General features: G+C 72.7%; 14 protein-coding genes and 1 pseudogene. 6 read left to right on the forward strand and 9 right to left on the reverse strand.

Features of this window, described 5'->3' with window-relative positions; genetic code table 11:
- The first annotated feature begins 110 nt into the window (after positions 1 to 110).
- On the forward strand, positions 111 to 695 hold the full coding sequence (locus tag ACFWZ5_RS32445; RefSeq protein ID WP_384790737.1) for a TetR/AcrR family transcriptional regulator: 585 nt from the start codon (positions 111 to 113) through the stop codon (positions 693 to 695).
- Between the two features lie 214 nt (positions 696 to 909).
- Here ACFWZ5_RS32445 and ACFWZ5_RS32450 read toward each other — a convergent pair whose 3' ends face one another.
- Both ACFWZ5_RS32450 and ACFWZ5_RS32455 read right to left on the reverse strand, forming a co-directional pair.
- Positions 910 to 1,380, reverse strand: coding sequence for a hypothetical protein (locus ACFWZ5_RS32450; protein WP_384790734.1), 471 nt, complete (start codon positions 1,378 to 1,380; stop codon positions 910 to 912).
- 108 nt (positions 1,381 to 1,488) lie between these two features.
- Positions 1,489 to 1,989 (reverse strand): hypothetical protein, encoded by a 501-nt coding sequence (locus tag ACFWZ5_RS32455; RefSeq protein WP_384790732.1) that lies wholly within the window; start codon positions 1,987 to 1,989, stop codon positions 1,489 to 1,491.
- Positions 1,990 to 2,163: 174 nt separating this feature from the next.
- Here ACFWZ5_RS32455 and ACFWZ5_RS32460 point away from each other — a divergent pair, with 174 nt between their 5' ends.
- Positions 2,164 to 2,925 (forward strand): MerR family transcriptional regulator, encoded by a 762-nt coding sequence (locus ACFWZ5_RS32460; protein ID WP_384790730.1) that lies wholly within the window; start codon positions 2,164 to 2,166, stop codon positions 2,923 to 2,925.
- A gap of 67 nt (positions 2,926 to 2,992) precedes the next feature.
- Here ACFWZ5_RS32460 and ACFWZ5_RS32465 read toward each other — a convergent pair whose 3' ends face one another.
- The 6 genes and pseudogenes from ACFWZ5_RS32465 to ACFWZ5_RS32490 form a co-directional block, all read right to left on the reverse strand.
- Positions 2,993 to 3,340 carry a DoxX family protein gene (locus tag ACFWZ5_RS32465; RefSeq protein ID WP_384790727.1) on the reverse strand — a complete coding sequence of 116 codons (348 nt, stop codon included), beginning with the start codon at positions 3,338 to 3,340 and terminating at the stop codon, positions 2,993 to 2,995.
- Between the two features lie 138 nt (positions 3,341 to 3,478).
- Positions 3,479 to 4,276 carry a hypothetical protein gene (locus tag ACFWZ5_RS32470; protein ID WP_384790724.1) on the reverse strand — a complete coding sequence of 266 codons (798 nt, stop codon included), beginning with the start codon at positions 4,274 to 4,276 and terminating at the stop codon, positions 3,479 to 3,481.
- A gap of 140 nt (positions 4,277 to 4,416) precedes the next feature.
- The gene (locus ACFWZ5_RS32475) at positions 4,417 to 5,358 is read right to left on the reverse strand and encodes a TauD/TfdA family dioxygenase (RefSeq protein WP_384790721.1); all 942 of its coding nucleotides are present in this window, start codon (positions 5,356 to 5,358) and stop codon (positions 4,417 to 4,419) included.
- 4 nt (positions 5,359 to 5,362) lie between these two features.
- Complete coding sequence (locus tag ACFWZ5_RS32480) at positions 5,363 to 5,635, reverse strand: hypothetical protein (RefSeq protein ID WP_384790718.1); 273 nt, start codon at positions 5,633 to 5,635, stop codon at positions 5,363 to 5,365.
- A complete protein-coding gene (locus tag ACFWZ5_RS32485) occupies positions 5,628 to 6,191 on the reverse strand; it encodes a BTAD domain-containing putative transcriptional regulator (RefSeq protein ID WP_384790815.1) in 564 nt (187 codons plus the stop codon). The genes ACFWZ5_RS32480 and ACFWZ5_RS32485 overlap by 8 nt, the downstream gene beginning before the upstream one ends.
- A 9-nt stretch (positions 6,192 to 6,200) precedes the next feature.
- Positions 6,201 to 6,326 (reverse strand): annotated as a pseudogene (locus ACFWZ5_RS32490) (SARP family transcriptional regulator); the annotation flags it as partial.
- On the opposite strand from ACFWZ5_RS32490, the gene ACFWZ5_RS32495 reads away from it, so the two are divergent.
- The 3 genes from ACFWZ5_RS32495 to ACFWZ5_RS32505 all read left to right on the forward strand — a co-directional run bounded on the left by ACFWZ5_RS32495 (position 6,271) and on the right by ACFWZ5_RS32505 (position 8,640).
- Positions 6,271 to 6,435: a hypothetical protein gene (locus ACFWZ5_RS32495; RefSeq protein ID WP_384790818.1), complete on the forward strand. Its 165-nt coding sequence runs from the start codon at positions 6,271 to 6,273 to the stop codon at positions 6,433 to 6,435. The pseudogene ACFWZ5_RS32490 and the gene ACFWZ5_RS32495 sit on opposite strands and share 56 nt — an antisense overlap.
- A gap of 454 nt (positions 6,436 to 6,889) precedes the next feature.
- Entirely contained in the window at positions 6,890 to 7,405 is a 516-nt protein-coding gene (locus ACFWZ5_RS32500) for a flavin reductase family protein (RefSeq protein ID WP_384790715.1), read from the forward strand.
- 260 nt (positions 7,406 to 7,665) lie between these two features.
- Positions 7,666 to 8,640, forward strand: a complete 975-nt coding sequence (locus ACFWZ5_RS32505) for an ArsR/SmtB family transcription factor (protein WP_384790712.1) — start codon at positions 7,666 to 7,668, stop codon at positions 8,638 to 8,640.
- Between the two features lie 13 nt (positions 8,641 to 8,653).
- Here the strand turns inward: ACFWZ5_RS32505 and ACFWZ5_RS32510 are convergent, their stop codons facing one another.
- The gene (locus tag ACFWZ5_RS32510; RefSeq protein WP_384790709.1) at positions 8,654 to 10,207 is read right to left on the reverse strand and encodes an amino acid adenylation domain-containing protein; all 1,554 of its coding nucleotides are present in this window, start codon (positions 10,205 to 10,207) and stop codon (positions 8,654 to 8,656) included.
- 749 nt (positions 10,208 to 10,956) lie between these two features.
- Between ACFWZ5_RS32510 and ACFWZ5_RS32515 the strand changes: the two genes are divergently transcribed.
- Positions 10,957 to 11,940 (forward strand): LysR family transcriptional regulator, encoded by a 984-nt coding sequence (locus ACFWZ5_RS32515; protein ID WP_384790706.1) that lies wholly within the window; start codon positions 10,957 to 10,959, stop codon positions 11,938 to 11,940.
- Positions 11,941 to 12,060 lie beyond the last annotated feature (120 nt).

Consider the following 12,060-nt stretch of genomic DNA (forward strand, 5'->3'; position numbering starts at 1 on the left):
CGGCCGACGCGGTCGGCCCCGGGCGCCCTAAAGCAGCCAGCGGCTGCGTTAGGGGACTGTAGAGAGGGCCGCCTCGCAAACGCAAGTCTCTCCTGCGTTAAGGTGGGGGTATGAACGAGCGACAGCCGGCCCGGCGGCCGGGCGGGCGCAGCGCCCGCATCGGCGCGGACGTGCACCAGGCCGTCACCGACCTGATCAGCGAGCGCGGCTACGGCAACTTCACCGTCGGCGAGATCGCAGCCCGCGCGGGCGTGGCCGACAGCAGCATCTACCGCCGGTGGGGCGGCCTGGAATCCCTGCTCACCGACGTGGTGCTCACCCGCCTCAACGCGCAGTCACCGATGCCCGACACCGGGAGCCTGGCCGGTGACCTGCGCACGTACGCGGCCCAAGTGGCCCGAGAGATCACCGGACCCGACGGCCTGGCGCTGGTGCGCCTGGCCGTCGCCCTGTCGAACAACGGCCAGCAGGGCCTGCGGGCGCGTGACGACCTGCGCGCCGAACGCACCCGGCAACTGCAGTCCATGCTCGACCGCGCCCGCGAACGCGGCGAGGACGCCCCCGACGCGCTCGGCGTGCTGGACCACATCCTGGCCCCGATGTACATCCGCGTCCTGTTCGGCATGGGCCCGCTCACCCCGGACTACGTCGACGGGCTGGTCGACCGGTTGCTGTGGCCTCAACCCGGCCCCTGATCCCCCTCGCCCGCACGCCCGCCACGCCCGCTGGCCGAGGCGGGCCGCGCCCCGGTCACGCAGCGGTGAAGCGAAGTCGTCGAAGGCTGCCATCCAGTTGGACCGGCCGGCCGCATGGCGGGTGAAAGGCGAAGTGCGGCTTGTCCGAACCCGGCCCCGTGCAGAACTCGTCCACGGCGCACCAGCGTTCCCCGCTGGCGCCGTCAAGGCGGGGTCAGCTGACGCGGCGGAAGGAGTCGACGGGGCCGCCCCAACCGCCTTCAGGGCCCTGCCAGTCGAAGGCGAGCGCGTCGTCCTTGGTGTTCTTCGTCATCAGGTGGACGGTGCCGGTGCCTCGTCCGCCGTCACCGCCGTTCTTGCAGGACAGGGTGAGGGTGGGCGCCTCCTTGCCCTTCTTCATGCCCGGCTTCAAGGTGCCCGAGCAGTCGAGCCGGCTGCCCTTGGCGGCGACATGGCCGTCCCTGATCGTCACGGTCTCGATATCGCTCTTCTTCAGGATGGTCTTCCACGAACCGGCCGCCCGGTCGATCATCGTGCCCTGGGCGCCGCCCTTCGGGGCCTCCTTGGCATCCGCCTGGCCCGCCGGGCTGCCCTGGGTCTTGTCCGGCTTGTCATCACCGGACCCGCAGGCCGTGAGCACCAGCCCGGCCAGGACCACAGCAGCCAGTGGACGGACCTTGCGCACAGCATCCCCCTGGATCAAGAAACGTGACGTGCCAACGTAACAACCAAGCCGGCTGCCGGTGTCCGGGGGCGGTGACCGGTGCAGGCAATGCCGGGCACCGGGCGGGCATCAGCGCACTCGCCGGCGCGGGGCCTGATCGTCGGGGACGTCCGGGGAGGCGAAGTGGAACGGCACCCCGAGGGAGTCGGCCAAGGCCCGGCCGGCCTCCGCGGCGGCGGTGCCCGGCCCGGGCCCGCCCGGGCGGTGGTGGACGGTCGCCAGGTGGCCTTCCCCGGCCGGGCCGTCCAGGACCGCGACCAGCTCCACGAACCAGTCATGGACGGTGTCGCCGTCCCACAGCGCCTCCACCGCCACCACCCGGCCCGGGAGCGCGGCGGCGCGGGATGCCAGTGCGGGGACGTCGAGAGGATCGGGCGGCCTGTACTGCACGCGGTCACCGAGCGCCTCGTAGCGCGCGTGGACCACCTGCTCCGCCTCGCGCAGGCCCAGCCCCCTCGGGCGCAGGGCCTCCCACACGGCCTTGACTGCCGCCATCCGGCGATCACGCAGCACGTTCGCGTCGGTCTCCCGGCGCGTCTGTTCCTCCAGCTGGGTCCACCACCCGCTCATCGGGCCTCCAGGCGGGTTTCCGTCATGGGCCGAGCCTATGGCCGTACGGGCTGGCGCCGGTCGGCGGGCGCCGAGTGGAGAGCCGGGCTTGAAGCTGCCGCAGCGGAAGCCTCTACCGTCCCTGGGCAGGGCCGGAGGTTCCGGCCCGGTGGAGTGCATGCGGGGGAGGCGGCGATGGCCTGGCCGATCGCGGAGGTCGCCCGGATGTCGGGGGTGACGGCCCGGACGCTGCGGCACTACGACGAGGTCGGCCTGCTGGCGCCGGCCTGGATCGGGGCCAACGGCCACCGCTACTACGAGGAGCGCCAACTGCTGCGGCTGCAGCAGGTTCTCGTACTGCGGGCGCTGGGCCTGGGACTGCCTGAGATCAGCCGGATCCTGGCCGCGCAGGTCGACGAGGTCGAGGCCCTGCGGGGCCACTGCCGCCGGCTGCTGGCCGAACGCGACCGGCTCGATGCCCTGGCCGCCACCGTCACCCGCACGATCGCCGAACTGGAACAGTCCAGGAAGGACGGTACAGACATGATCAGCATCAGCCGGCCGGAGAACCTGTTCGAGGGCATCCGGTCCGCCCAGTGCATGAAGGCCCTGCACGGTTTCCCGGAGCTGGTCGGGGCCGTCGAGCGGCGCGCCTTGGCATTGAGCAGGGCCGAGAGCGAGGCCGACGGGCGCGAGCGCACGGCGCAGATGATCCGCCTCGCGGAGCTGATGGCCGCCGGCCTGCCCGTGGACGCCGACGCGGTGCAGGCGGAGATCGACGCCCAGTACCGGACACTGGCCCGGAGCCGGGCGGCCACCGCCGAGGAGTACCGCGCGATCGGGCACTGCTGCGTGGACAACGAGGACTGGCGCGCGGTGTACGAGGCGATCGCGCCGGGCCTGGCCGCCTACCAGCGGGCCGCCATCGAGGAGTACGCCGCAACCCGGCTGCGCTGAGCCGGAAGCGGGCCGCCGCCACGGGGGTGCGGCGGCCCTGCCGGCCGCGGGGGAGGGGCGCCGGCTGTCAGGCGGCCTGGCCGAGCGCGAGGGCGGCGATGACCGGCGCCAGGTACAGCACGGGGAAGGCGACGGTCTGGTACGAGCGGGCCCGCAGCACCGTGATGACCGCGCCGCCGAAGTACAGGATCAGGCCGATCCCGGCGGCCACGCCGATCGCGGGCACCGCGAGGCCGACGAGCAGGCCGGCCGCGCCGGCGGCCTTGGCCAGGCCGAGCAGGGTCCACCACGACTGCGGGACGCCGTACTGGGTCAGCGGCTCGGTGACGAACGCGGCCTTGCGCAGCAGGGAGAAGCCGGAGAAGCCGACCCAGGCGGCGGTGAGCACGGTGACGACGACGGCGGTGGTGGACATGAGGACTCCTCGGGGACAGGAGAGCGGATCGGGTACGTGCGGCGGCGGCCTGCCGGCCTCGCTGGCGTCGCCGTCACCGGTCTGACGCGCCGGCGCCGAAGAATGTGACAGACCGAAGAAGCCGTACGCCCCCTCACCTCACCGCAGCGAGACGGCCACAGCGGCAGCGATGGCCGCCGCGTACACCCCCGCGGCGGCAGCGACCCACCGCACGCGCCGCTCCTCGGCCAGCCGTGTGCGCCCCAACAGCCAGGCCAGCGCCGGCAGCACCAGCACGCCGTGCATGCTCACCCCGTGCACGAGCTTCAGGAAGCCGCCGACCGCGTACGCCTCCTGCTGTCCCCCCGTATTGGCCGCGGCGACACCCCGGGCGATCATCGCCGCGCCCGTCACCAGCGCCACGAGCATCGTCGTCCAGCCCGCCCGCTGCGCCAGCCGCATGCTCGGCGCCGACTGCGGATTGCCGCGCAGCGCCTGCGCCACGAACACGCCAAGGACCGCGACCAGCACCACCCCGCCCACCGCGAGCACCGTGGTCACCGCCGAGTTGAAGCCCGACTCCCGGTTGAAGTGCGAGGGCACGCCCCGCCAGGCCTGCAGCGTGATCCCGGCGACCTCCACCACGCTGTCCACGGCGAGGACCCCCAGGAGCCGGCCCCGCAGTCGCGCCCCCATGCGCAGATACGACGCCACCCACACCACCGAGATCAGCGTCAGCCCGAAGGACAGGCCGAAGGTGACCGGCTTGCGCCAGGACACGGGCCCCTGCCACGGCCCGCCGTCCACCAGGAACACCCCGGCGTGGAAGACCCCGGAGACGATCAGCGCGGCACCCACCGCGTAGCACACCCGCTCCATGGGGTGCCCGGCCCCGCGCGCGAGCCCGCCCTGCTCCGCGAAGCGAACGGTCTTCCTGAACAAGGTCGTTACGGTCACGGTGCGCTCCGGTGGCAGGGTGCGTGCGGTTGCGATCACCACCACCCTTGCGCCACCGGGCCGCCCCCGCGTCGTACGGCCGCGGGCATGCCGCCTACTCCACCGGGAGTAGGCGGGTGCGCCCAGGGGCGCCGGACGGGTCAGTCCGACATCGCGACGAGGACACGGCGGTCGCCGGTGAAGGGGCGGCGGCCGTGTGCGAGCAGCACGTTGTCGATCAGCAGGAGGTCGCCGGCGCGCCAGTCGACATTGACGGCGTGCTCCAGGCCGCGGTCGCGGATCTGCGTGACGTACGCGGCGGGTATGGGGCTGCCGTCGGCGAGGGTCACGTTCTGCGGCAGTTCGTTCTCGGGCAGGAGCTGGGCGAGGGCGGCGGCGGCGTCATCGCCGAGGCCGGCCGGGTGCCACTGGTCGGCCTGGTTGAACCAGACCTCCGTGCCGGTGACCGGGTGCCGGGTGGTGGCGGGGCGGAGCGAGGTGATGCGGATGCCGCCGTCGGCCTTCCACTCCCACTGCGCGCCGGTCGGTTCGAGGAAGGCCTCGACGTCCTCGCGGTCGGTGGTCTCGAAGGTGTCCTGCCAGCTCTTGCCGAGGCCGTAGCCGTCGTGCAGGTTCTGCAGGTAGCGCACACCGCCCGCGAAGGCCTCGCGGACCTCGTCGTCCAGGGAGTCCAGCCACAGCGCGGCGTCGACGACGGGGGTGGCGCCGCCGCTGCCGGGCTGGATCTGGCAGTAGAAGGCGAGGCGGGCCGGCCAGGCGTGGGCGTAGCTCATCTCGTTGTGCATCGAGATGGTGAACTCCTGCGGGTACTCCGTGGAGGTGTAGACGTTGCTGCCGACCTTGGTGCGGGGGGAGTTGCCGTGCACGTAGGCGAGGCGGTTGGGCAGCAGCAGGTCGAGGATCTCGTCCAGGCGCTCGGGGGTGACGCCGAAGCCGCGGAAGACCAGGCCCTTCTCCTGGGTGAGCAGCCGGGTCAGCTCGTCGCCGCCCATCTCTTTGAGGCGGGCGACGAGTTCGTCCTCGTCCCCGGCGCCCTCGGCCTTGAGGTCCAGTGGTGTCCAGCTGGTGTCGGGGTGCGTCATGGGGTCATGCCTCCAGGTCCTTGGTGCGGTCGGCGGCCGGTGCGGCCGCTGGCTCGGCGGGGGAGAAGTGGTCGCCCGCACGGGTGCGCGGCGCGAGGCCGCCGGCGCCGGGCAGGCCCGGTCCGGGCCAGGGCGGCGGCCCGGCACGGCGAGCGAGGGCGGAGAAGCGGCCGCCCGGGAGCGGCCGTTGCGCGACGCCGGTGTCCTGTTGCCCGCGCGCCACGTGCGCCTGCGCCTGCGCCTCGCCGTACGGGCCCCGGCCCGACCCTTCAGACACGGGTGACTCCGCGCGGCTCGCCCAGGACCTCGGCCTGCTGGAGGATCGCCTGGTGCAGGCGGCACATGGAGCGGCCGGGCTCCACCCCCAGGCCGTCGGTGAGCCGCCGCCGGGCCGTCTGGAAGGCGGCCAGCGCCTCCGACTGCCGGCCTTCGCGGTACAGCGCGAGCATGAACAGCTCGGTGAGGCGCTCGCGTTCGATGTGCTGCTCCGCCAGCTGCCGCAGCTCGGGGATGGCGACGCGCCCGAGGCCCGCGGAGAGCTGGAACTCCGTCAGGTCCTCATAGACGGTGAGTCTTCGCTCCTCGAGGTCCGCGGCGCTGATCCGGCAGCGTGCCCCGTCCCGTGCCTCCATCAGCGCCGGACCGCGCCACAGGCTCAGCGCCTCGGTCAGCAGCCGGCAGGCGGCGACGGGGTCGCTCATGCCCAGTTCGTGGCCGGCGTCGGCCAGCGAGGTGAAGCGGACCACGTCCACGGCCTCGGCGGGCACGTCCAGGAGATAGCCGTTGCGGGTGGTGCACAGCCGCTTGCCGCCGTCGGGGCTGACTTCCGACATCGCCCGCCGGATGCGAACGATGTGTGCGTGTAAGGCATTTCGCGCATTGGCCATGCTCTGGCCCGCCCAGAGTTCGTCGATGAACTGGTCGAACGGAATGGCCCTGCCCGGCGACAACGCCAGGAGCGCAAGCACCCCTCCGGCCCGCCTGGAAGTCATCGCCCGCTTCTTCTCGGCGGTCACTATCTCCAGCGGCCCCAGCACCCTGAACTGCACGATCGCCCCTCCCGATTCGATCGAGTGATCGAATGAATTCTGCCTGCCGATGGGGCGGTCATGGGCATACCATCTGCACCACGCGCGGACGATCATTTGGTATGGGGGCAGGCGTAGGCCGTCTGACCAGCACCGCAGCCGCGGACGCGGGGGCACGCGTGATCATCTTCCGGGCGGGGTCCGCCGTCCGCGGGACGGATCCGGGCGCTCCCCGGCCATATCCGGTGGCCCAGTCAACCTTCCCGGCCGAACGCCGGCCAAGGCGGCGCACCGCGGCCTTTCATCGACAACTGAAAGTCGTGGCCTGGCGCGATCCGCTCGCCTAGGGTCCGTTTTCGGATAACGGGTCCACCCGATGTGACCTGACGCAAAACCTGGACCAGACCCGGCCGCACGCCCCCTTCCGAAGCAATTTTCCAGCGACCGACCCCTGCCCCCGTACCCGCGTATTCTGTCCGACTCCCGAGGCGGAAACCGAAGACATGACCGATCACGAAACCCTGTCGGCCGAAGAGGTCGAACCCGACGAGTTCCGCGACATGATGAGCGGATTCCCCTCCGGCGTCTCGGTGGTGACCGCCATCGGTCAGGACGGCCTGCCGCGCGGCATGACCTGCTCCTCGGTGTGCAGCGTCTCGCTGGCACCCCCCACCCTCGTCGCCTGTCTGCGGCACGGAAGCCCGACACTGGAGGCGGTCCTCGCCGGCGGGCGCTTCGCGCTCAACCTGCTGCACTCCCGCGCCGAGTCCGTCGCGGTCCTGTTCGCCTCCGGCGATCCCCGGCGGTTCGACATGACACCGTGGCACGCCGGCCCGGCGGCGGGCGGCCCCCATCTGATACGCGACGCGCACTCGATCGCGGACTGCACGGTGACGGTCACCCAGCGGGTGGGCGACCACGTCGCGGTCTTCGGCCGCACCCGGCTGATCACCCGTCACCAGCAGCACTCGCCGCTGCTGTACGGCCTGCGCGAGTTCCGCCCCTGGGCGGCCACCTGATCCGGCAGGACGCGCCGATCGGGCCGCTTCGGCGCCGGCCCATCAGTGCTCAATCAGCGTGGTGTCAGGCGGCCTTGGGAGAGTCCTCGCAGAGGGCCGACCCGTACTGACACCGCCTTGTGGCCCGGAGCGATGCCCCCGCCCCGGCCTCTCGACGACTGCGACGGCGTGTGACAGACCGGCAGCCCCCCTGGCAGCAGCCACCGCGGGTCGGCCGGTGGGCACACCGCCCCTTCCACGCGCCGTCGAGAGGCAGGTTCATGCAGAGGATCCACTTCGGCAGCAAGGACCTGCTCCGGGTCAGCCTTCGGGCCACGGCCGGGCCGGCCGTCGAAACCGCGCTCGCCCAGCGCCAGCTCGCCACCGGCAGCGGCTCCTGCCCCGCCGCGTGGCGGCAGTACGCCGCCGCCGTCCTGCCGGCGCAGGCGGCCACGGCGCCCGCCGCCCTTGCGCCCGAGGACCCGCAGATCCCTGCCGGGACGGGCCTGTCCGGCGACGGCCTGCTGCCGCAGGTGTGGCGCCGGGCCGTCGAGCCCTGCTGGGACCGGCTGGTGGGCCACCTGGAAGCGGAGTGCGACGCCCGCGGGCGCATCGCGATGTCGGGCGGCGTGCAGCAGCTGCTGGCGACGCTGCATCCGAGGATCGGCTGGCACAACGCCGTGCTGACCCTGCCCGGCGGCCCGGACGAGGACATCCGCCTGGGCGGGCGCGGCCTGGTGCTCTGCCCGTCGGTGTTCCTCAGCCACCGGCCCGGGATGATCGTCGGCCCGCGCTCGCACGACGACCGTGTGCTCCTCGTCTTCGCCGTACCGCTGGATGCCCGCAGCGCCGAGAGGATCTGGGGGGCACCCCCGCGCGAGCAGCGCTCCTCGCTGAACGCACTGGTGGGACGCACCCGCGCCGCGGCACTGCGGGTCCTGCGGGTGGGCTGCTCCACCAGTCAGCTCGCCACCCGGCTCGGCATCTCCGCGGCCGGGGCGAGCCAGCACGCCTCGGTGCTGCGCGAGGCCGGGCTGATCACCACGCGCCGCTTCCGCAACAAGGTGCTGCACACCGCGACACCGCTGGGCATCGCCCTGCTCGACGGACACGGCTTCGGCCCGCATCCGAGAGCCCTCCCGCCGGCCCCGCTCGGCGCCGCCCCCGCACGCGGCCCCCTGCGGCCCGAAGCCGCGGGCGCGCCCGGGCCGCACCCCTCTGGCCCGGCACGCCGCCCCGGGCCCGTCCTCCGCTGAATCACCCGCTGAATCACCGGCCGGCGCCCGGCACACCGCGCCGGCCGCCGGAGCCGCCGGCCGTCGCCCCCGCGCCGTGGGCGCGGTCCGCCAGGGCGCCGCGGTCGAGCTTGCCGCTCAGCGTGAAGGGCAGCGCGGAGACCAGCTCCACGCTCACCGGCACCATGTGCGGCGGCAGCAGCTCACCGAGATGCCCGCGCAGGTCCCGGACGTCCGGCACGGCCGCGCTCGCCGGCACCACGAAGGCGGCCAGCACCTGCTGTCCCATGCCGTCGCGGACCGGCGCGACCGCGGCCTGGGCCACCGCCGGATGCAGGCACAGCGCCGCCTCGACCTCGGCCGGCTCCACGCGGTGACCGCGGATCTTGAGCTGCTGGTCGAGCCGCCCCAGGAATTCCACCGCTCCGTCGGCGCAGCGGCGCACCCGATCGCCCGTCCGGTAGGCCCGCGTGCCGTCCGCCAGGACGGCGAAGCGCTCCTTGCTCTGCTCCGGCGAGCGCCAGTATCCCCGTGCCAGCCCGGCGCCCGAGATCAGCAGCTCGCCCGCCGCGCCGTCGACGACCGGCTCGAGCCGCTCGTCGACCACCCGGATCTGCGTGGCGCGGATGGGACGGCCGATGGGCACCGTCGCTCCCTGGCGCCGCGCCGCCTCGGCCGCGCCCACCTCGTAGGTGAGCGAACCGATCGTGGTCTCGGTCGGCCCGTAGTGGTTGATGACGCGGCACCGGCCCAAGGAGCGGACCGTGTCGAGGAGTTCCCAGGGCAGTGCCTCCCCGCCGAGCACCAGCGCCTCGCGCGGCAGCACCTCGGCATTGCCGAAGCTCAGCAGCGCCGCGAGGTGCGACGGCGTGATCTTCAGGTAGTCCAGGGCCTCGGTGCGGCAGTAGTGCGCGAAGCTCACCGGATCGAGCACCACCGGGGCCGGGACGAGATGGACGCAGCCGCCGGAGGCCAGCGCCGGGAACACCGCGGTGTTCCCGAGGTCGGTGGCCAGGCTCGTCACGCTGGCGAACGTGCGTGGCCGGTCCGCGCAGTCCAGCAGCGCCACCATGTGCAGCGCGTAGTTGGCGAGGCCGCCGTGGGTCACCGCCACGCCCTTGGGGGCACCCGTCGACCCCGACGTGTACACGAGACAGGCGAGATCCGCCGGTCCGGCGGGCCGCGGGTCGCCGGCCGGGGCCGGGGGCGTCGGCAGATCGTCGAGCCGGATCGTCGTCCCCGTGAATCCCGGCTGCGCCTGGTCGGTGAGCAGGATGCGGGCACCGGAGTCCGCCAGCTGCGCCGTCAGCCTGCTGTCGGGCTGCCCCACGTCCAGGCAGACATACGGTGCGCCGGAGCGCAGCACGCCAAGGAGCGCGACCAGCTGCCCGGTTCCGCGTGCGGCCACCACCGCCACCGGCTCGTCCGTCCTCGCTCCCCGGGCGGCGAGCACCTGCGCGATGCGCAGGGTCGCGCGGTCCAGCTCCGCATACGTCAGGCGCCCTCCGTCACCGGCCAGCGCGGGGCGGTCGGGCCACCGGGCCGCCTGCTGCCGGAACAGCTCCATCATCGTGTGTTCAACGGGCATGAAAACACTCCGCGGTGTGGAACCGGGACGTTCCACGGGTCATGGGCAGTGAATTTACAAAATTCCGTACCGTGCGGGCGTACATCCGAATCGTGCAGCCGCGCGGCTATCGATCCATGAATTCCCATTCCGCGAAATACGCATGGATCCACGTGGATTCGCAGGCCGAGCGTAGGCGCGCGGAGCGTGCCGGGACAGGACTTTCAGCCGTCGATGAAAGTCCCGGCGGACGGGGGAGCCGGGCGGCGCGGGGCGAGACCGCCGGAGGTCTCCTCGAGGGAACAGGACCGGTTCACGGCACCAGAGGTGACGCCCCGTCAGCAGTCGTCGGGGCGGCCGCGCATGCCGCGCCGTGCGACACCCCCGGCGGACGGCGCCGGCCGGTCCTCCCCGGCGGGCCGCCGATCCTCGCGGCCGCCTCCGCCTCAGCCGTTCCGGTGCACCCGGTGGCCGCCGCGCTGACCAGCAACCTTGCCGGGACGGGCCGCATTTGGCCGCTTCTTCGCGAACGCGACGGCTCTTGAAAAGAGAAGCATCGTTATTATTATGAAGCGGGTCTCTTGAGGAGCGTACGGCGTATTGCACGGGGGGTGCAGTGACGGTGAGCCGCGCCCTTCCGTCATGGTCGCCGAACAGGCCCCGCTCACCCCCGATCCGGTGGATGCCGCCGCTGCCCGCGCCGGGAGGCGCTGGTCAGCGTGCCGCCTGTCTGCATCAGCATGACGACCACCATGAGGAAGGTACGGGGCGTGGAGATAGAGGTTCGGCATGCCCGGATTGTCGAAAGCATCCACACGACAGGGAGTCTGTCGAAAGCGGCGATGGAGATCGGGATTCCGCAACCGAGCCTGTCGGCCCAGTTGCGCAGAATCGAAAAAGCTGTGGGCGGGAGCCTGTTCATCCGCTCGCCGAGCGGCGTGACCCCCACACCGCTCGGAGAACGCGTCATTCCCATGCTCGCGGTGCTGGCGGAACAGGCCGACGCCATCATCGCCGAGGCGGCCGTGGACACCTCCGGCACCCTGCGGTTCGGCACCGAGGAATGGACGCCGCCGACCCTGCGCGGCGCGCTGCGCGCACTGTTTCCCAAAGTCGACGTGCGCACCGAGACCATCCTCTCGGCGGACGCCGTCGCCACGGTGCAACGCCGCACCCTCGACGCCGCGTTGGTGTCGAGCATGGGCTCGGTCGTCCCGGTCGAGCTCTCCGACGGCGATCTCTCCCAGGCCACCATCGTCCGCGACCCGGTCTGGGTGGCGCTGCCCGCACGGCACCCCCTGGCCGACCACAGCGTCCTGGAGGCCGCGCAGCTGGACGGCCTGTCGTGGATCGGCTACGCCCGCAGCCACTGGTTCTCTCCCGTGGAGCGCTACCTGCTCAACAACATGGGCCAGCGCGATCGCCGCGTCTGCCACTACGCGGGGGGATACCACGAGGCCATGAGCTGGGTACGGCAGCTCGGCGCGGCCGCGCTGACCCCGCTCACCGGCGCCACGTCCGACGTGCGCGTCGTGCCCCTGGCCGACACCCAGTACACGGAACTGACGCTGGTGTGGCACAAGGACGCCATGAGCAGCGGCATCGCCCGCCGCCTGGTGGAGATGATCCGCCGTTACTACCACCAATACGCACGCTCCTTTCCGAGCTACCGCACCTGGCTGGGCGACTTGACCGACGTATCGCCGGAAGTCCCCTCACGCATGGTGTTACTGGACAGCCCACGCGCTTCTTGAGCACGGGCCTGGGGGGGGGGGGGGGGGGGGGTTGGGGGCGCCCCCCGGGGGGGGCGCGGGCGCCCCGGGAGTATGGGGGGGGGCCGGGGGGGGGGGGGGGATTGAAAAAAACACGCCCAC

The organism is Streptomyces sp. NPDC059003, assembly GCF_042740445.1.
GTDB lineage: Bacteria > Actinomycetota > Actinomycetes > Streptomycetales > Streptomycetaceae > Streptomyces.

What these genes read in the sequence shown, in the direction of transcription:
- ACFWZ5_RS32445 (WP_384790737.1), top strand. Translation starts at nt 111, where the DNA reads ATGAACGAGCGACAGCCGGCCCGGCGGCCGGGCGGGCGCAGCGCCCGC.
- ACFWZ5_RS32455 (WP_384790732.1), bottom strand. Translation starts at nt 1,989, where the DNA reads ATGAGCGGGTGGTGGACCCAGCTGGAGGAACAGACGCGCCGGGAGACC.
- ACFWZ5_RS32460 (WP_384790730.1), top strand. Translation starts at nt 2,164, where the DNA reads ATGGCCTGGCCGATCGCGGAGGTCGCCCGGATGTCGGGGGTGACGGCC.
- ACFWZ5_RS32465 (WP_384790727.1), bottom strand. Translation starts at nt 3,340, where the DNA reads ATGTCCACCACCGCCGTCGTCGTCACCGTGCTCACCGCCGCCTGGGTC.
- ACFWZ5_RS32475 (WP_384790721.1), bottom strand. Translation starts at nt 5,358, where the DNA reads ATGACGCACCCCGACACCAGCTGGACACCACTGGACCTCAAGGCCGAG.
- ACFWZ5_RS32485 (WP_384790815.1), bottom strand. Translation starts at nt 6,191, where the DNA reads ATGTCGGAAGTCAGCCCCGACGGCGGCAAGCGGCTGTGCACCACCCGC.
- ACFWZ5_RS32495 (WP_384790818.1), top strand. Translation starts at nt 6,271, where the DNA reads ATGAACTGGTCGAACGGAATGGCCCTGCCCGGCGACAACGCCAGGAGC.
- ACFWZ5_RS32500 (WP_384790715.1), top strand. Translation starts at nt 6,890, where the DNA reads ATGACCGATCACGAAACCCTGTCGGCCGAAGAGGTCGAACCCGACGAG.
- ACFWZ5_RS32505 (WP_384790712.1), top strand. Translation starts at nt 7,666, where the DNA reads ATGCAGAGGATCCACTTCGGCAGCAAGGACCTGCTCCGGGTCAGCCTT.
- ACFWZ5_RS32510 (WP_384790709.1), bottom strand. Translation starts at nt 10,207, where the DNA reads ATGCCCGTTGAACACACGATGATGGAGCTGTTCCGGCAGCAGGCGGCC.